At 71.9% G+C, this 17,591-nt stretch carries 13 protein-coding genes; 9 read left to right on the top strand and 4 right to left on the bottom strand.

Annotated elements, in window-relative coordinates; translation table 11 throughout:
- Positions 1–599: 599 nt before the first annotated feature.
- The gene (locus ACFYW7_RS02595) at positions 600–1,826 is read right to left on the bottom strand and encodes an ROK family protein (RefSeq protein ID WP_389497160.1); all 1,227 of its coding nucleotides are present in this window, start codon (positions 1,824–1,826) and stop codon (positions 600–602) included.
- A gap of 119 nt (positions 1,827–1,945) precedes the next feature.
- Between ACFYW7_RS02595 and ACFYW7_RS02590 the strand changes: the two genes are divergently transcribed.
- Together ACFYW7_RS02590 and ACFYW7_RS02585 are read left to right on the top strand one after the other, a co-directional pair.
- Complete coding sequence (locus ACFYW7_RS02590; RefSeq protein WP_389497159.1) at positions 1,946–3,550, top strand: hypothetical protein; 1,605 nt, start codon at positions 1,946–1,948, stop codon at positions 3,548–3,550.
- Positions 3,547–5,484: a glycogen debranching N-terminal domain-containing protein gene (locus ACFYW7_RS02585; RefSeq protein WP_389497158.1), complete on the top strand. Its 1,938-nt coding sequence runs from the start codon at positions 3,547–3,549 to the stop codon at positions 5,482–5,484. Before ACFYW7_RS02590 ends, ACFYW7_RS02585 begins: the two co-directional genes overlap by 4 nt.
- Before the next feature lie 164 nt (positions 5,485–5,648).
- Here ACFYW7_RS02585 and dusB read toward each other — a convergent pair whose 3' ends face one another.
- Entirely contained in the window at positions 5,649–6,800 is a 1,152-nt protein-coding gene (gene dusB, locus ACFYW7_RS02580) for a tRNA dihydrouridine synthase DusB (RefSeq protein WP_389497157.1), read from the bottom strand.
- 96 nt (positions 6,801–6,896) lie between these two features.
- Here dusB and ACFYW7_RS02575 point away from each other — a divergent pair, with 96 nt between their 5' ends.
- Positions 6,897–8,360, top strand: coding sequence for an MFS transporter (locus ACFYW7_RS02575; RefSeq protein WP_389497156.1), 1,464 nt, complete (start codon positions 6,897–6,899; stop codon positions 8,358–8,360).
- A gap of 110 nt (positions 8,361–8,470) precedes the next feature.
- Here ACFYW7_RS02575 and ACFYW7_RS02570 read toward each other — a convergent pair whose 3' ends face one another.
- Positions 8,471–9,505 (bottom strand): helix-turn-helix transcriptional regulator, encoded by a 1,035-nt coding sequence (locus ACFYW7_RS02570; RefSeq protein WP_389497155.1) that lies wholly within the window; start codon positions 9,503–9,505, stop codon positions 8,471–8,473.
- A 101-nt stretch (positions 9,506–9,606) separates the two neighbouring features.
- On the opposite strand from ACFYW7_RS02570, the gene ACFYW7_RS02565 reads away from it, so the two are divergent.
- From ACFYW7_RS02565 to ACFYW7_RS02555, 3 genes are all read left to right on the top strand, one after another.
- Complete coding sequence (locus ACFYW7_RS02565) at positions 9,607–11,037, top strand: MFS transporter (RefSeq protein WP_389497154.1); 1,431 nt, start codon at positions 9,607–9,609, stop codon at positions 11,035–11,037.
- Between the two features lie 430 nt (positions 11,038–11,467).
- Positions 11,468–11,674: a hypothetical protein gene (locus tag ACFYW7_RS02560; RefSeq protein ID WP_389497153.1), complete on the top strand. Its 207-nt coding sequence runs from the start codon at positions 11,468–11,470 to the stop codon at positions 11,672–11,674.
- 473 nt (positions 11,675–12,147) lie between these two features.
- A complete protein-coding gene (locus tag ACFYW7_RS02555) occupies positions 12,148–13,200 on the top strand; it encodes a chitinase (RefSeq protein WP_389497152.1) in 1,053 nt (350 codons plus the stop codon).
- A 135-nt stretch (positions 13,201–13,335) separates the two neighbouring features.
- Here the strand turns inward: ACFYW7_RS02555 and ACFYW7_RS02550 are convergent, their stop codons facing one another.
- Positions 13,336–14,718, bottom strand: a complete 1,383-nt coding sequence (locus ACFYW7_RS02550) for a glycine--tRNA ligase (RefSeq protein ID WP_389497151.1) — start codon at positions 14,716–14,718, stop codon at positions 13,336–13,338.
- 197 nt (positions 14,719–14,915) lie between these two features.
- Between ACFYW7_RS02550 and ACFYW7_RS02545 the strand changes: the two genes are divergently transcribed.
- The 3 genes from ACFYW7_RS02545 to ACFYW7_RS02535 are packed head-to-tail and all read left to right on the top strand — an operon-like array spanning position 14,916 to position 17,565.
- On the top strand, positions 14,916–15,878 hold the full coding sequence (locus tag ACFYW7_RS02545) for a metal ABC transporter solute-binding protein, Zn/Mn family (RefSeq protein WP_389497150.1): 963 nt from the start codon (positions 14,916–14,918) through the stop codon (positions 15,876–15,878).
- Complete coding sequence (locus ACFYW7_RS02540) at positions 15,875–16,663, top strand: metal ABC transporter ATP-binding protein (RefSeq protein ID WP_389497149.1); 789 nt, start codon at positions 15,875–15,877, stop codon at positions 16,661–16,663. The genes ACFYW7_RS02545 and ACFYW7_RS02540 overlap by 4 nt, the downstream gene beginning before the upstream one ends.
- Complete coding sequence (locus ACFYW7_RS02535) at positions 16,663–17,565, top strand: metal ABC transporter permease (protein ID WP_389497148.1); 903 nt, start codon at positions 16,663–16,665, stop codon at positions 17,563–17,565. Before ACFYW7_RS02540 ends, ACFYW7_RS02535 begins: the two co-directional genes overlap by 1 nt.
- The last annotated feature ends 26 nt before the right edge of the window (positions 17,566–17,591 follow it).

Raw genomic sequence — 17,591 nt, 5'->3', positions numbered from 1 at the left:
GACGGGGAACATACCCAGATCGAAGGCGCATGGGTACGTCCACTTGCGCGTCATGCGCCTGTAACCACTCGTCCGCCACCAGATCGAAAGTCAAAGCTTGGCAAGCCATCGGGAGGCGATGTTTTCACTTCTTGAACGAATCAACGCACTGGGACGACCTCAGCCGCTCAGGTGAGCAGACTTCGGCACGCCTGAGTTTAATCGATGAACGATCAGAGGGTGGCACTGAGTGCCACCCCTTAGGGAAGTGCAGCCGGGCAAGATCCGCTCATCTGAGCGTGACCCTTATCAAGGGTGGCGAGAATCACGCCTCGAGACGGAGCCAGATTCCATCATGCGGACCGCGATCCGGACACGACACACGGATGACACGCGCGGATGACACACGCGGATGACACGCTTGGCCGACCCGACCGGACGACCCGACCGGACGATCTCCTGAACTGCCTACCCGGACGACCTGCCTGGATGGCGTCCGCCGCGTCCGGCCAATCCGCCGCGCCCCGGGACCCGCGACCGCCTCCGGATCCGCCGCACCTGCGGGCCCACTCCACTTCCGGGTCCGTTCCGCCTCCGGACCCGCCGCCCCCGCGCGTCCGTCACACGCCGAGCGCCGCGAGTCGCTCCTCGGCCCGCTCCGGGGCGTACAGGTACTCCACGACCATCGCCGCCGCGCCCACGAGCCCCGCCCGCTCACCGAGCCGGGAGGTCACCACGTCCAGGTGGGCGGTGGAGCGGGGCAGCGCCCGCTGGTACAGCAACTCCCGGACGCCCGTGAGGAAGGGGGTTCCGGCCAGGTCCCCGGCGATCATCAGCACGCCCGGGTTGAGCAGCGTCACCACGGTGGCCAGGACGTCCCCGACCTGCCGGCCCGCCTCGCGCGCGAGCGCCGTCGCCTCGGGGTGCCCGGCCGCCAGCAGCTCCCGTACGTCCGATCCGGACGCTGCCGGGACCCCCGCCTCCGCGAGCCGCCTGGCCACCGCGCCACCACTGGCGACGGCGGCCAGACAGCCGTGCGAGCCGCACCGGCACAGCGCGTCGGCACCCACCCGGATGTGCCCGATGTCGCCCGCCCCGCCGTCGACGCCCCGGTACACGGTGCCGCCGACGACCATGCCCGCGCCGATACCGGTGGAGACCTTGACCAGGGCGAACGCCGAGCAGTCCGGATAGCCGGAGCGCTGCTCCCCGTACGCCATGAGGTTGGCGTCGTTGTCGACGAGCACCGGGACGCCCACGGCGCCGGGGCCCGTGTGTTCGGCGAAGGCGCGGCCGAGCCGGCCCCTTATGTCGTAGCCGTCCCAGCCCGGCATGATCGGCGGCTGCACCACACGGCCGGTGTCGCTGTCGACGGGTCCCGGCACCGCGAGCCCGATGCCGCAGACCGCGTCGGCGCGCCGCCCGGATTTCCCCAGCAGTTCGGCGAACCAGCCTCCGAGTTCGCCGAGTACCGCCTCGGGCCCGTCGTCGATCACCAGGGGGCCCGCGTGCTCGGCGAGGATCTCTCCGGTGAGGGTGAGGAGGGCCGCCCGGCCGTGCCGGGTGTCGAGGTCCGCGGCGAGGACGACGGCGTGCTCGTCGTCGAACTCCAGGGTGATGGAGGGGCGCCCGCCCAGCGGTGAGTCGACGGGGCCGCCCGCCCCCTCACGGAGCCAGCCCGCGCGGAACAGCCGGTCGAGGCGATGCCCGACCGTGGCCCGCGACAGGCCGGTGGCGCGTTGGAGCGCTCCGCGCGTGGTCGCCCGGCCGCTGCGCACCAGTTCGAGCAGTTCTCCGGAGCTTGCCTGGTTCACGGTCTTCACGGTCCTCCCCGCTCTTTTCGTCATGCGCACCCTCTTGCGTTCCCCAACTCTGCATTACATATTGAGTTTTGCGTGTTAAATAGACGTAACCCTACGGCAGCTGCTGCCGAACCGGCCGGCCGGACGTCTTCGGGGAGACCTGAGTGGACAGCACATCCCAGCTCACCGCCCTGCACAGGGCACCCACCGACCCCTTGCGTACCTCCGGCTCACCCCGGCGCGCCTCCGGGCCGCCCTCTCCGCCCGCTCCGGGCGGCACCGGCCGGGACGGATCGCCCGTATACGATCCCGCCGGGCCTTCGGGGTCACTGCGCCTCAGGGCGTCCCGGGTGCTGAACGACAACTGGACGGGAACCTCCACGGTGCCCTCGCGCGGCCTGTATCCGCACCAGTGGTCCTGGGACTCCGCGTTCATCGCGATCGGTCTGCGCCACGTGTCCCCGCTGCGGGCGCAGACGGAGCTGGAGACCCTGCTCGGCGCCCAGTGGGCCGACGGGCGTGTCCCGCACATCGTGTTCAACCCCTCCGTCCCGCTCGACGCGTACTTCCCGAGCCCCGACTTCTGGCGCTCCTCGACCGCGGGGCGCGCCGCGGGTGCCCCGCGCACCGTACAGACGTCGGGCATCGTGCAGCCACCGGTGCACGCCCTGGCGGTGTGGCTGGTGCACCGGGCGGACCCCGGGCTGTCCCGGGCCCGCTCCTTCCTCTCCCGGATGTATCCCCGGCTGGCGGCCTGGCACCGCTATCTCCTGCACCGGCGGGACCTGGGCGGCGGCCTCGCCAGCGTGGTCCACCCCTGGGAGCAGGGCATGGACAACAGTCCCTGCTGGGACGCCCCGCTCGGCCGCGTGGACCCGGCGCCCGCCCGCTCCTTCCGGCGCGCCGACCTCGACCACGGCGCCGCCGAGGACCGGCCGACCGATCTCGACTACGGGCGGTACGTACGGCTGGCGACGGACTACCGGGACCGGGGGTACGCCGACGGCGGCGGCGAGTTCGCCGTCGAGGACCCGGCGTTCAACGCCCTGCTGATCGCCTCGGAACACGCGCTGGCCCGTATCGCACAGGAGTTGGGCGCGGCGGGGACCGCCCGCCACGCGCGCGCGGAGCGGCTGACGGCGGCCCTGGTGGAACGGCTGTGGGATCCGGCGGAGGGCCTGTTCTTCTGCCGTGACGAGCGCGCCGAGGGGAACGGCGGGCGGAGCGACGTGGACGGCGGTGGGCGCGGGGCGCTGATCCGTGAGCGCGGTGTCGCCGGGCTGCTCCCGCTCATCCTGCCGACGCTGCCGCGTGACATCGCCGCCGCGCTCGTGCGGACCGCGGGCGGGCCGCACTTCGGGCTGGGCGGGGCGACACGGCTCGTACCCAGCTACGACCTGACAGGCGAGGCGTTCGATCCGCACCGGTACTGGCGGGGACCGGCCTGGTTCAACACCAACTGGCTGCTGGAGCGCGGGCTGCGGCTGCACGGGGAACACGGGCGGGCCGACGCTCTGCGGGCCGCCCTGCTGGACACCGCCGGGGAGTCCGGGTTCGCGGAGTACGTGGACCCGTTCACCGGCGAGGCCTGCGGAGCACTCGGTTTCAGCTGGACGGCGGCGCTGACGCTCGACCTGCTGCACGAGTCCTCCGGGACGGCGGTCGTGTCCCCGGCGGGGCATGACGCCTCGACCGGCACGGCGCACAGCGCCGCGGCACAGAGCGCATTCGAGTTCGAGACGGGCGCCAAGGGAGGGGACCGGGGATGACGGACCGGCATCATCTGCTCGTGCAGGGTGGGACGTTCGCCGCCGTGGGTGACGGCGGGGACATCAGCGGAGTACGGGGCGGCAGCTCGCCGGACGGGTTGTTCGTCCGGGACGCCCGGCACCTCAGCCGCTGGCAGCTGACGGTGGACGGCGCGGTGCCCGAGGCACTCACGCCGGTCACGGACGGCGACACGGCGCGGTGCGTACTGGTGCCGCGAGGCGGCCGCGACGAACCGCCCGCGTACACGTTGTTCCGCGAACAGGCGGTCGCCGAGGGCTCGTTCGTGGAGGCGCTGCGCGTCACCAGCAACCGCCCCACGGCCACCACGGTCCGGATCGCGGTGACCGCGGACGCCGACTTCACGGACCAGTTCGAACTGCGCTCCGACCACCGCACGTACGCCAAGACGGGCGTCGTGCGACAGCGCCAAGTGCTCGACGACGGTGTCGAGTTCAGCTATCGGCGCGGGGAGTGGCGATCCCGTACGACGGTCACCTCCGAGCCCGCCCCGGACGGGGTGGAGGAGACGGGCACGGGCGCGCGCCGCCTCGTGTGGACCCTCGACCTGGAACCGCACGGCTCGGCCGAGCTGGCGCTGCGGGTCGCGGCGCGTCCGCACGGCGCGGCCCACGAGCCGCACGTGCCCGCCTCCCCCACGGCCGCCACCGAGCGACTGCTCGCGCTGGAGGGCGAGTTCGCGGAGGGAGTCCCCTTCCCGACCGGCTGGCCCGAGCTGGCCGCGGCCTGTTCACGGGGCCTGTCCGACCTGGCGGTGCTCCAGGTCCCGGCGACCGGCCCGGACGGCGAGGAGCTGCGGGTCCCCGCGGCCGGAGTCCCCTGGTTCCTCACCCTGCTGGGCCGCGACGCGCTGCTCACCTCGCTGTTCGCGCTGCCCTACCGGCCCCAACTGGCCGCCGCCACCCTGCCCGCGCTGGCGGCGACGCAGGCGGTCGAGGTGGGGGCGGGCACCGTCGCCCAGCCCGGCAAGATCGTGCACGAGGTGCGGCACGGCGAGCTGGCGCACTTCGGACAGGTGCCGTACGGGCGTTACTACGGTTCGGTGGACGCGACGCCGCTGTTCCTGGTGCTGCTCGGCGCGTACACCGAGCTGACCGGTGACGTGGCCCTGGCCCGCCGGCTGGAGCCCAACGCCCGTGCGGCGATCGGCTGGATGCTGGACCACGGCGGGCTGACCTCGCGCGGGTATCTCGTCTACCGCGCGGACGGCGGCGGCCTCGCCAACCAGAACTGGAAGGACTCCCCGGGCGCCATCTGTTCGGCCGACGGCAGCCGCCCCACCGGGCCGGTGATGGCGGCCGGCGCGCAGGGGTACGCGTACGACGCGCTGCGCCGCACCGCTCAGCTGTCCCGCGCGGTCTGGGGCGACGAGGTGTACGCGGCCCTTCTGGAACAGGCCGCCGCCGATCTGCGCGACCGCTTCCAGCGGGACTTCTGGATGAGCGAACACGCCTTCCCCGCGCTGGCGTTGGACGGCGAGGGCCGCCATGTCGACGCGCTCGCCTCGGACGCCGGCCATCTGCTGTGGTCCGGCCTGCTGGACAAGGAGTACGGCGAGATGGTCGGCCGCCGGCTCCTCGCACCGGACTTCTTCTCCGGCTGGGGCGTGCGGACGCTCGCCTCCGGCCAGCCCGCGTACCATCCGCTGTCGTACCACCGGGGTTCCGTCTGGCCCCACGACAACGCCCTCATCACCCTGGGCCTCGCGCGGTACGGCCTGCACGACGAGGCCCGGACGGTGGCGCACGCGCTCGTGGACGCCGCCACCGCCGCCGGTCACCGCCTCCCCGAGGTCCTCGCGGGCTACGGCCGCGACACCCACGCCGAGCCGGTGCCCTACCCGCACGCGTGCGTACGGGAATCGCGTTCCGCGGCGGCGCCGCTGGCCCTGCTCACGGCGGTCGGGGGTGCCTGAGGCCCGATGAGCGGAGTGCGGGTGCGGCGGGGTCCGAGAGGGTCCGGCCGCATCCGGGCGGCGGAACGACGGGGCCGGGAGCCGTGCCCTCGCCGCCCGTGCTCGCCCAGGCGGCGGAGCCGCGTGGCCGGGGCCCGTGCCCTCTCCGGGCACGGCCGCTCGGCTCAGCCGCCGGAGGTGTCCAGTTCCGCGTCCTCGGACACGCCCGCGCAGTCGTAGGGGTCCTTCAGCCAGCCGTCCGGCAGGACGACCCTGTTGTTGCCGGAGGTGCGGCCGCGGGGGCCGTCGGCGCCCGACGGCCACGGCTGGTCGAGGTCCAGTTCGGCGAGCCCGTCGGAGAGTTCGGCGAGCGAGGAGGTGATCGCCAGGCGCTTGCGCATCTCCGAGCCGACCGAGAAGCCCTTGAGGTACCAGGCGACGTGCTTGCGGAAGTCGATGACCCCGCGCGCCTCGTCGCCGATCCACTCGCCGAGCAGGGTGGCGTGGCGGACCATGACCTGGGCGACCTCGCGCAGCGCCGGGCGGGCGTACTCCTGGCGGCCCTCGAAGGCGGCCACCAGGTCGCCGAACAGCCACGGCCTGCCGAGGCAGCCGCGCCCGACGACGACCCCGTCGCAGCCGGTCTCGCGCACCATCCGCAGCGCGTCGTCCGCCGACCAGATGTCGCCGTTGCCGAGGACGGGGATCTCCGGCACGTGTTCCTTCAGCCGGGCGATGGCGTCCCAGTCCGCGGTGCCGCCGTAGTGCTGCGCGGCGGTGCGGCCGTGCAGCGCGATGGCCGTGACGCCCTCCTCGACCGCGATCCGTCCGGCGTCGAGGAAGGTGATGTGGTCGTCGTCGATGCCCTTGCGCATCTTCATGGTGACGGGCAGGTCCCCGGCGCCGCTGACGGCCTCGCGCAGGATCGCGCGGAGCAGGGGGCGCTTGTACGGGAGCGCGGAGCCGCCGCCCTTACGGGTGACCTTGGGGACCGGGCAGCCGAAGTTGAGGTCGATGTGGTCGGCGAGGCCCTCCTCCGCGATCATGCGGACGGCCTTGCCGACGGTCGCGGGGTCGACGCCGTACAGCTGGATCGAGCGCGGCTTCTCGGTCGCGTCGAAGTGGATCAGCTGCATGGTCTTCTCGTTGCGCTCGACCAGCGCCCGCGTCGTGATCATCTCGCTGACGAAGAGACCCTTGCCGCCGCTGAACTCGCGGCAGAGCGTGCGGAACGGCGCATTGGTGATCCCGGCCATGGGGGCGAGGACGACGGGCGGCTGCACCTGGTGGGGGCCGATCGACAGCACGGAGTTCACGGTGGACGTGGGCGTGGGCATTCCCCCATTGTGGCGCACGGGGCCGGATGCTCGCGCGAAAGATCGTGTATTGGTCATTAGTTAGACGCACTATCGATGTCGGCGTAGGCTGGGTGAATGCCTGAGCTCAGCCACCGCCGCCGGATGCTGGTGCTCGCGATCTGCTGCATGAGTCTGCTGATCGTGAGCCTCGACGTCACGGTTCTGAACGTCGCCCTGCCCTCGATGCAGCAGGAACTGCACACGAGTGTCGCGGGCATGCAGTGGACCATCGACGCGTACACCCTGGTGCTCGCCTCCCTGCTGATGCTCGCCGGTTCGACCGCCGACCGCATCGGCCGGCGCAAGGTCTTCACGGCCGGCCTGGTCCTGTTCACCATCGGCTCGGTGCTCTGCTCCCTCGCCCCGGACCTCGACGCGCTCATCGTCTTCCGGATGATCCAGGCCGTCGGCGGCTCGATGCTCAACCCCGTGGCGATGTCGATCATCACCAACACCTTCACGGACCCGCGCGAGCGCGCCCGCGCGATCGGTGTGTGGGGTGCCGTGGTCGGCATATCCATGGCCGCCGGACCGCTGGTGGGCGGAGTGCTCGTCGACACGGTCGGCTGGCGGTCGATCTTCTGGATCAACCTCCCCGTCGGCCTCGCCGCGCTCCTGCTGACCCTGCGTTTCGTCCCCGAGTCCCGCGCGCCGAAGCCCCGCCGCCCCGACCCGGTCGGCCAGCTCCTCGTCATCGTCCTGCTCGGCTCCCTGACGTACGCGATCATCGAGGCGCCCACCTCCGGCGCCCTGCCGACGGCCTGCTTCGGCGTGATCGCCCTCGGCGCGCTGCTCGGCCTGCTCATCTACGAGCCCCGCCGCGACGAACCCCTCATCGACCTGCGCTTCTTCCGGTCGGTTCCGTTCAGCGGGGCGACCGTCATCGCGGTGAGCGCGTTCGCCGCGCTCAGCGGATTCCTGTTCCTGTCGACGCTGTACCTGCAGAACGTCCGCGGGCTCGACGCCCTGCACGCGGGGCTGTGGATGCTGCCCATGGCGGCCCTGTGCTTCGTCTGCGCGCCGATCTCCGGACGGCTGGTCGGCAGCCGCGGCCCCCGTCCTTCACTGCTGATCGCGGGCGTCACGATGACCGTGAGCGGCGTGCTGTTCGCCGCGTTCGAGGCGGAGACGTCGAACGTCACGCTCGTCGTCGGCTACGTCTTCTTCGGCATCGGCTTCGGCTTCGTGAACGCCCCCATCACCAACACCGCCGTCTCCGGCATGCCCCGCGCCCAGGCGGGCGTCGCCGCCGCCGTCGCCTCGACCAGCCGTCAGATCGGCGGGACGCTCGGCGTCGCGGTCATCGGCGCGGCCCTCGCCTCCGGCATCCAGGGCTCCGCCTACCGGAGCGGTTTCGTCTCCGCGGCCCGCCCCGGCTGGTGGATCATCACCGCCTGCGGTCTCGCCGTCCTCGTCCTCGGCGCGCTCACCAGCGGACGCCGGGCCCGCGCGTCGGCGGAGCGCACGGCCCGCCTGCTGGAGTCCCCGGAGCTCCAGGAAGCGGCGGGCGTACGGGCCCCGGACCGCTCCGCCGCCTGATCTCGGCGGCGGCGCGGACGCACCGGGCCCGACGGCGCCCACCGTCGGGCCCGCACCCCCGCCGTCCGAGCCTCCCGACGCCGGGACAACGGACCTCGCGGTCTGCGTGATCAAACCGCCCCCGGCGCTTGTGCCCGGGACGTGTCGGCTCCGCCTCCGGCTTCCGCAGCCGCCTCCTTCGCCTCCGCCTCCAGCGCGATCGCGTGCAGCTTCTCCAGCCGTTCGCGGCTCTCGTCGTCGGAGGGCGCGTACGTCACCATGCGGGCGCCCAGGTCGGGGGCGAGCCACAGATCGGTGTGGTCGACGGTGACGAGTCCGACGTACGGGTTCAGGAACTGCTTGGTCTTGCCGGGGGCTCCGACCACCTCGTACCGGTCCCAGATCTCGCGGAACTCGGCGGACTCGGTCCGCAACCGCTTCAGCAGCATCTTCCAGGCGGGCTCCCCGAGGTGCCCGGCCATCGAGACGCGCAGCCTCGCGGCCATCAGCCGCATGGTGTCGTCGATGAAGACGATCGACTCGCGCCACTCCGGGTTGGTGTAGGCGAGGATCACGCAGTTGCGGTCGGCGGGCGGGATCGTGTCGAGGTCGCCCATCATCAGCCGCGCGTAGGTGCGGTTGTACGCCAGGATGTCGTACCGGCTGTTCTGGATGCAGGCCGGAACGGGCTCCAGGCGCGTCAGGATCTGGCGCAGCGCCGGGGTGATGACCGCGCACCGGGCGGCGGGCGAGGGGTCGACGGCGCCGGCCAGCTGGAAGAGGTGGGCCCGCTCGCTGGTGTCGAGCAGCAGGGTGCGGGCCAGCGCGTCGAGGACCTGTTCGGAGACCTGGATGGCACGCGCCTGCTCCAGCCACGTGTACCAGGTGACCCCCACCGCGGAGAGCTGGGCGACCTCCTCGCGGCGCAGGCCGGGCGTGCGCCTGCGCCGGCCGCGGGGCAGCTGGACCTGCTCGGGCGTGATGCGTTCGCGTCTGCTGCGCAGGAAGGTGGCCAGCTCGTTCCGCCGGATCTCGCTGCCGCGGGACGCCACGGTGGCGGCCGGGACCGTGCCGTCCGGGGCGGATCGGGCCGGGACCGGAACCGGCTCTGCCGGGGCCGGGCCGGTGGCCGTTTCGCGTGCCGTGCCGCGTGCCGTGGTCGTCATGCCCCCAGACTGCCGCTCATCGCAGCCTGTTGCCAGGTAGTCCTTGTACCAGGATAAGGAGACTCTGGTACCCGTCTGAGTTCCGGACAAGTCTGGAGCACGTGACCGACACCGGAACTCTCACCACCACCGTCCGCGCCCCCACGGCGCCACCCGCCCTCGGCGGCCTCGGACTCTTCACCGTGCTGCTGGGCGCGGCGCTGCCCCTGATCGACTTCTTCATCGTCAACGTCGCCCTCCCGACCATCGGGCACGACCTGGACGCGAGCGAGGCCGTCCTCGAACTGGTCGTCGCCGGCTACGGCGTCGCGTACGCCGTCCTGCTCGTCCTCGGCGGACGCCTCGGCGACCTGTTCGGCCGCCGCCGGCTCTTCCTCGGCGGCATGGCGGCCTTCGGCCTGACCTCGCTGGCCTGCGGCCTCGCGCCCACCGCCTGGACCCTGGTGGCGGCGCGGGTCGCGCAGGGCGCGGCGTCCGCGGCGATGCTGCCGCAGGTCCTCGCCACCATCCAGTCGGCGACCTCCGGGACCCGCCGGGCCAAGGCGATGGGCCTGTACGGCGCCACGGCCGGCCTGTCCATGGTGGCCGGGCAGATCCTCGGCGGCGTCCTGGTCGCGGCCGACATCGCGGGCACCGGCTGGCGCTCGGTGTTCCTCGTGAACGTGCCCGTCGTCGTCCTCGGTCTGATCCTGGCCGCCCGCGCGGTCCCCGAGACCCGCTCGCAGCACCCGGAGCCGGTCGACACTCCCGGCACCGTCCTGCTCGCGGTCGCCCTGCTGGCCCTGCTCGCCCCGCTCACCGAGGGCAGGGCGGCGGGCTGGCCGCTGTGGACCTGGGTGTCCCTCGCCCTGTTCCCGCTCGCGGCCGCCGCCTTCTACCTCGTCGAACGCCGTGCGGACCGGAACGGGCGCACTCCCCTGGTTCCCCCGAGCCTGTTCGAGCTGACCTCGTTGCGCCGGGGCCTGATCATGATCGTGCCGTTCTCGATCGGGTTCAGCGGCTTCATGTTCGTGATCGCGGTGGCGCTGCAACGCGGTGCGGGCCTCGGGCCCGTCTCCGCGGGGCTGGCCCTCGCGCCCATGGCGGGCGTCTTCTTCGTGACGTCCCTGTGCGGGCCCCGGCTGATCGCCCGCTTCGGCACCCGGGTCGTCACCGCCGGCGGACTGATCCAGGCGGTGGGCGTGGCGCTCATCGCGCTGGCCGCCCAGCGTTCCTGGCCGGACCTCGGAGTGGGCGAACTGCTGCCCGGCGCTGCGGTCGCGGGTGCGGGACAGGCACTCCAGCTCCCCGTCCTCATCAGGATCGTCCTCTCCGAGGTGCCTGCGGCACGGGCCGGTGTCGGCAGCGGTGTGATGGCGACCACCCAACAGGCCGCCCTCGCCGTCGGGGTGGCCACCCTCGGCACCCTGTTCCTGTCCCTCGCCCCGGCCCACGGCATGGGGAACGCCCTGGTGACGACGCTCCTGGTCCAACTGGCGGGTGTGGCGCTGACCATCGCGCTGAGCCTGCGGCTGCCGCGCACGATCAGCTGAGGAGCCGGTCCGGTGTCCGGCCGGGCCACCTGTCCCCGCCGGGCGCCGACCGCTGCCGCTGCAGCGGCAGCGGCAGCGGCAGCGGCAGCGGCGATCGTGCCACCCACGCCCCAACTCCCTTTGCGGCCACGGGTGTACGCGTTCGCCGGGGCCCCGCTTCCCCTTCGTCCAGAGGCCGTCGGCCTCGGCGAAGCGTCAGGTCGCGGAGGGGCGCGCCTAGGTCGAACGCGACGTACCCGGCGGTGGCCCGGTGCGTCGCGTTCGACCGGAGCGGGATCCTCCCGGCCTCCCGTGCCGGTCCGGCCCGGGAGGCCGGTCCCGGCGCGGGGTTCCCGCCCGCGCCGAACTCACCGCCGAAGAGCCCCCGTTGATCTTCGCCATGCTGCACACTCCTTGCTGCGCAGACGAAGCGGGAGAACCAGGAGGTGTCATGCTTCAGATCAACACGAGCAAGGTGAGCCGCTGGGATCAGCACGGCCGCGAACACACCGTCCGCGTCCAACGAGCGGGTGCGCAGCGCACCATCAGATGCGACACCTGCGGCTGGCGCAGGAGCGCCCAGTTCCTCCCCTGGCTGAAGGCGGAGGAACACCTCGCCGAGGAGCACCAGGCGACGGTGGAATCCAAAGAGGACTAGAACCTGTCCGGCCGGTCAGGGTGTCGCCCGTGAAGGGCGGCGCCCGGTGCCCGCCCCCGGGGGTCTCCCGACCGATGGGCCGGGGGCCCGCCGGGTCGAAAGCCCTCGTACTGGACGTACCTCGGGCGTTCGGCCGGGCCGAGGGCCGGGGCGCGCGCCGGGCGTCGCCATGCGCTCCCCCGGCCGACGGGCGCCAGGGACCACGCTCGCCCCACACCCACGGGAAGGGCGGACGCGAGCGCTACGGCCTCACCCCGCGCTACGCGGACGGCCCCGAGGGTGCCGCCGACCTGGCCACGCTCGTCGGCGTGCTCGACCGCCGCCGTCACGGGGCCACGGCCGGACGTCCCTGAACGACGGGCGGCGGCCGGACGCGCCGCCGCCACTTTGGTCCAGACCTATTGACGAAAGGTCTGGACCGCGCGACTGTCATGCCTACGACACCTCACCGCACCCCCACCGGGAGGCCTCGCATGATGCGCCGAACGCCGCGCCTGCTCGCCGTCGCCCTGGCGGCAGCCGTCCTCGTCCCCCTGTCGATCGCGGGCGCTCCCGCCGCCGTCGCCGCGGACACCTGCGCCGTGAAGTCCCGCCCCGCCGGAAAGATCCTCCAGGGCTACTGGGAGAACTGGGACGGCTCGTCCAACGGCGTGCACCCGCCCTTCGGGTGGACGCCGATCACCGACTCCCGTATCGCCGCGCACGGCTACAACGTGATCAACGCGGCGTTCCCCGTCATCCGCTCGGACGGCACCGCGCTGTGGGAGGACGGGATGGACACCGGCGTGAAGGTCGCGACGCCCGCCGAGATGTGCGCGGCCAAGGCGTCGGGGCAGACCGTCCTGCTGTCCATCGGCGGGGCGGCCGCCGGGATCGACCTGAGTTCGTCCGCGGTCGCCGACCGCTTCGTCGCGACGATCGTCCCCATCCTGAAGAAGTACAACTTCGACGGCATCGACATCGACATCGAGACCGGGCTCGTCGGCAGCGGGAACATCGGCACGCTCTCCGCCTCGCAGGCCAACCTGGTGCGCATCATCGACGGAGTGCTGGCGCGGATGCCGTCCGGCTTCGGGCTGACCATGGCACCGGAGACGGCGTACGTCACCGGCGGCAGCGTCGCGTACGGCTCGATCTGGGGCGCGTACCTGCCGATCGTCAAGAAGTACGCGGACAACGGGCGGCTGTGGTGGCTCAACATGCAGTACTACAACGGAAGCATGTACGGCTGCTCCGGCGACTCGTACGCCGCGGGCACGGTCCAGGGCTTCACCGCCCAGACGGACTGCCTGAACAAGGGGCTGGTCGTCCAGGGCACCACGATCAAGGTTCCGTACGACAAGCAGGTCCCGGGGCTGCCCGCGCAGCCCGGCGCGGGCGGCGGCCATATGGCGCCGAGCCTCGTCTCGCAGGCCTGGCGGCACTACGGCACCGCCCTGAAGGGCCTGATGACCTGGTCGGTCAACTGGGACGGCTCGAAGAACTGGACGTTCGGCGACAACGTGAAGTCCCTGCAGGGCCGTTGAGGACGTAGGACCGCCGAACCGGTACCGCCCGCCCCGCCGCCCCCGGCCCCCGACGCCCGGACACCCCATGGTCCGGGACAGCGCGAAGCCCCCGGTCCCTGCGCGGGAACCGGGGGCTTCGTGGGTGACGCGTGATCAGCAGCCGACGAGGCGGGCGGCCAGGTAGCCCTCGATCTGGTCGAGGGAGACGCGCTCCTGCTTCATCGTGTCGCGCTCACGGACCGTGACGGCGTTGTCGTCGAGGGTGTCGAAGTCGACGGTGACGCAGAACGGGGTGCCGATCTCGTCCTGGCGACGGTAGCGGCGGCCGATGGCGCCGGCGTCGTCGAACTCGATGTTCCAGTTCTGGCGCAGCGCGGTGGCGAGACCCTTGGCCTTGGGCGACAGCTCGGGGTTGCGCGACAGCGGCAGCACGGCGACCTTGACGGGCGCGAGGCGCGGGTCGAGGCGCAGCACGGTGCGCTTCTCCATCTTGCCCTTGGCGTTGGGCGCCTCGTCCTCGACGTAGGCGTCCAGGAGGAAGGCGAGCATCGCGCGGCCGACACCGGCGGCGGGCTCGATGACGTACGGGGTCCAGCGCTCCCCGGCTTCCTGGTCGAAGTAGGTGAGGTCCTGACCGGAGGCCTTGGAGTGCGCGCTCAGGTCGTAGTCGGTGCGGTTGGCGACGCCCTCCAGCTCACCCCACTCGTTGCCGCCGAACTGGAAGCGGTACTCGATGTCGGCGGTGCGCTTGGAGTAGTGGGAGAGCTTCTCCTTCGGGTGGTCGTACCACCGCATGTTCTCCTCGCGCATGCCGAGACCGGTGTACCAGTTCCAGCGCTGCTCCATCCAGTACTCCTGCCACGTCTCGTCCTCGCCCGGCTTGACGAAGAACTCCATCTCCATCTGCTCGAACTCGCGCGTGCGGAAGATGAAGTTGCCGGGCGTGATCTCGTTGCGGAAGGACTTGCCCATCTGGGCGATGCCGAAGGGCGGCTTCCGGCGCGAGGTCGTCTGCACCTGGGAGAAGTTGGTGAAGATGCCCTGGGCCGTCTCGGGACGCAGGTAGGCGACGGAGCCGCTGTCCTGGGTGGGGCCGAGGTGCGTGGAGAGCAGGCCCGAGAACTGCTTGGGCTCGGTGAACGTGCCCTTGTTGCCGCAGTTGGGGCAGTTGAGGTCGGCGAGGCCGTTCTCCGGGAGGCGGTGGTGCTTCGCCTCGTAGGCCTCCTCCAGGTGGTCGGCGCGGTAGCGCTTGTGACAGGAGGTGCACTCGGTGAGCGGGTCGGAGAAGGTGGCGACGTGCCCCGACGCGACCCAGACCTCGGGGGCGAGGATCACGGAAGAGTCGATACCGACGACGTCCTCACGCGAGGTGACCATGTAACGCCACCACTGGCGCTTGAGGTTCTCCTTGAGTTCGACGCCGAGCGGGCCGTAGTCCCAGGCGGCACGCTGTCCACCGTAGATCTCACTACAGGGGAAAACGAAGCCACGGCGCTTGCTCAGGCTGACGATGGTCTCGATCTTGTCGGCGGCCACGGTGCTCTCTTCATTACGAACGGACGGCAGCGAATGCTTCAGGTTACCGGCGCCGCCCACCTCTGCATCAAATCGGTTCGCCGAGTGGACCGCTTCCTGCCGCTTACATCCCCTTGATACCTGTTGTCAGGGGGTTCGGGGACGCCCGGACGAGGGCTTGTTGACAATCGTTTCCAGATTTGTTGAAAATGAGTGTCATGAACGTACGACGACGCCTCATATCCGGGGCCGCGGCCGTGGCGGCCACCGCCCTCGGTCTCGGCGCTCTCACCGCCTGCTCGGGCGCCGCCGCGGCCGGCGGGAGGAGTGACGGGAAACTGGACGTCGTGGCGTCGTTCTACCCGCTCCAGTACCTCGCCGAGGAGATCGGCGGGACGCACGTGAACGTCACGAACCTGACCGAGCCCGGCCAGGAACCGCACGACCTGGAGATCAGCGCCCGCCAGACCGCACGGCTCCAGGACGCGGACGCCGTCCTCTACATCAAGAACCTCCAGCCGGCCGTCGACGACGCGGTGGTCCAGGCCGAGGTGAAGAACAAGATCGACGCCGCCTCGCTGACGAAGCTGGAGAAGCACGGCACCGAGGTCGGCGGGCACGCGGCCGCCCACGACCACGGCGAGGACGAGGAGGGCGGCGCCACCGACCCGCACGTCTGGCTCGACCCGGTGCGCTTCGCCGAGGTCGCCGAGGGCGTCGCCGCCGCGTTCGAGAAGGCCGACCCGAAGCACTCCGCCGACTACGCGAAGAACATGGCGGCGCTGCGCAGCAGGTTCGTGGCGCTGAACACCGACTTCGAGAACGGTCTCGCCCGCACGAGGACGAAGACGTTCATCACCACCCACGCAGCGTTCGGCTACCTGGCCGAGCGCTACGGGCTCACCGAGGAGGCCATCAGCGGCCTGGACCCGGAGTCCGAGCCCAGCGGGAACCGGATCAAGGGACTGGAGTCGATGGCGAAGGCCGACGGCGTCACGACGGTGTTCTACGAGACGCTCGTCAGTGACCGCACGGCCAGGACGATCGCCGGGGACACGGGTCTTCGCACGGATGTCCTCGACCCCCTCGAGGGCATCACCGACAAGTCCAGGGGCAGCGACTACATGCAGGTCATGGAGTCGAACCTGAAGGCGCTGCAGAAGGCTCTCGGCGCCGAATGACCAGTGTGGAGGACGTCGTGAACGAGTCCGTCGTGTCCCTGCGCGGTGTGCGGGCGGAACTGGGTTCCCGCCCGGTCCTGCGCGGCATCGACCTCACCGTGGGCCGCGGGGAGGTCGTCGCCCTGCTGGGCGCCAACGGCTCCGGCAAGTCGACCGCGGTGCGCAGCGTCATCGGCCAGGTCGCCGTCAGCGCCGGGGAGATCGAACTCTTCGGTGTCCCGCGACGCCGTTTCCGCGACTGGCGACGCGTGGGATACGTCCCGCAGCGCACCACGGCGGCGGGCGGCGTACCGGCGACGGTGACCGAGATCGTCGCCTCGGGACGGCTGTCCCGCGCGCGCTTCGGCATGCTGCGCAAGGCCGATCACGCGGCCGTACGACGGGCCCTGGAGCTCGTCGGGATGGCGGACCGCGCCAAGGACTCCGTGAACGCCCTGTCGGGCGGGCAGCACCAGCGGGTCCTCATCGCCCGCGCGCTGGCCTGCGAGCCCGAACTGCTGATCATGGACGAGCCGATGGCGGGCGTGGACCTCGCCAGCCAGGAGGTGCTGGCCGCCACCCTGCGCGACCAGGTCGCCCAGGGCACGTCCGTGCTGCTCGTCCTGCACGAACTGGGCCCCCTGGAGCCGCTGATCGACCGCGCGGTCGTCCTGCGGGACGGCTGTGTGCTGCACGACGGGCCGCCGCCGCGGGCCCTCGGCCAGCACGCGCTGCCCGGCCACGACCACGTACACCCGCACGCGGCGCACGACGCCGAACCCCTCCGGACGGGACTGCTGAGCTGATGGAGATCCTCGACTACGCCTTCATGCAGCGGGCCCTGCTCGCCGCCGTCCTGGTGGGCATCACCGCCCCCGCCGTCGGTATCTACCTGGTCCAGCGCCGCCAGGCCCTCATGGGCGACGGCATCGGCCATGTCGCGATGACGGGCGTCGGCCTCGGCTTCCTGCTGTCCTGGTCCCCGATCTGGATGGCGACGGCCGTCTCCGTGCTGGGCGCGGTCCTCATGGAACTGGTCCGCTGGTACGGCAGGACCCGCGGCGACATCGCGCTCGCGATGCTCTTCTACGGGGGGATGGCGGGCGGCGTGATGCTCATCAACCTCGCGCCGGGCGGCAGCAGCACCAACCTCATGTCGTACCTCTTCGGCTCCCTCACGACGGTCTCCCAGGAGGACGTGACGGCCATCTGCCTGCTGGCGGGCTTCGTCCTCCTCGTCACCATCGGCCTGCGGAGGCAGTTGTTCGCGGTCAGCCAGGACGAGGAGTTCGCGCGGGTCACCGGGCTGCCGGTGCGCGCCCTGAACCTGCTCACGGCCGTCACCGCGGCGGTCACCGTGACCGTCGCCATGCGGATCGTCGGCCTGCTGCTCGTCTCCGCGCTGATGGTGGTGCCGGTCGCGGCCGCGCAGCAGCTCAGCCGGAGCTTCGCCGCCACCTTCGCCATCGCGGTGGCGATCGGAGTGAGCGTCACCATCGGCGGCACCGTGACCACGTACTACCAGGACGTGCCGCCCGGCGCGATGATCGTCCTGCTGGCCATCGGCGTGTTCGTCCTGCTGACGGGGCTGGCGTCACCCCTGGCCCGGCGCCGGGCCAGGGCGGTGGCCGCCGCGCAGGCGGCCGGAGACCCCGCGGAGTGCGCGATTCCGGCCACCCGGGGCCCGGAGAGCACGGTCGGCGTCTGACCGGGCCCCGCCCGGGCTGGCACAAT

Source organism: Streptomyces sp. NPDC002580, from assembly GCF_042889485.1.
In the GTDB taxonomy this organism is placed as follows: domain Bacteria; phylum Actinomycetota; class Actinomycetes; order Streptomycetales; family Streptomycetaceae; genus Streptomyces.
The sequence above is the reverse complement of the archived record's forward strand: the minus strand, read 5'-3'. Positions and strand labels throughout refer to the sequence as shown.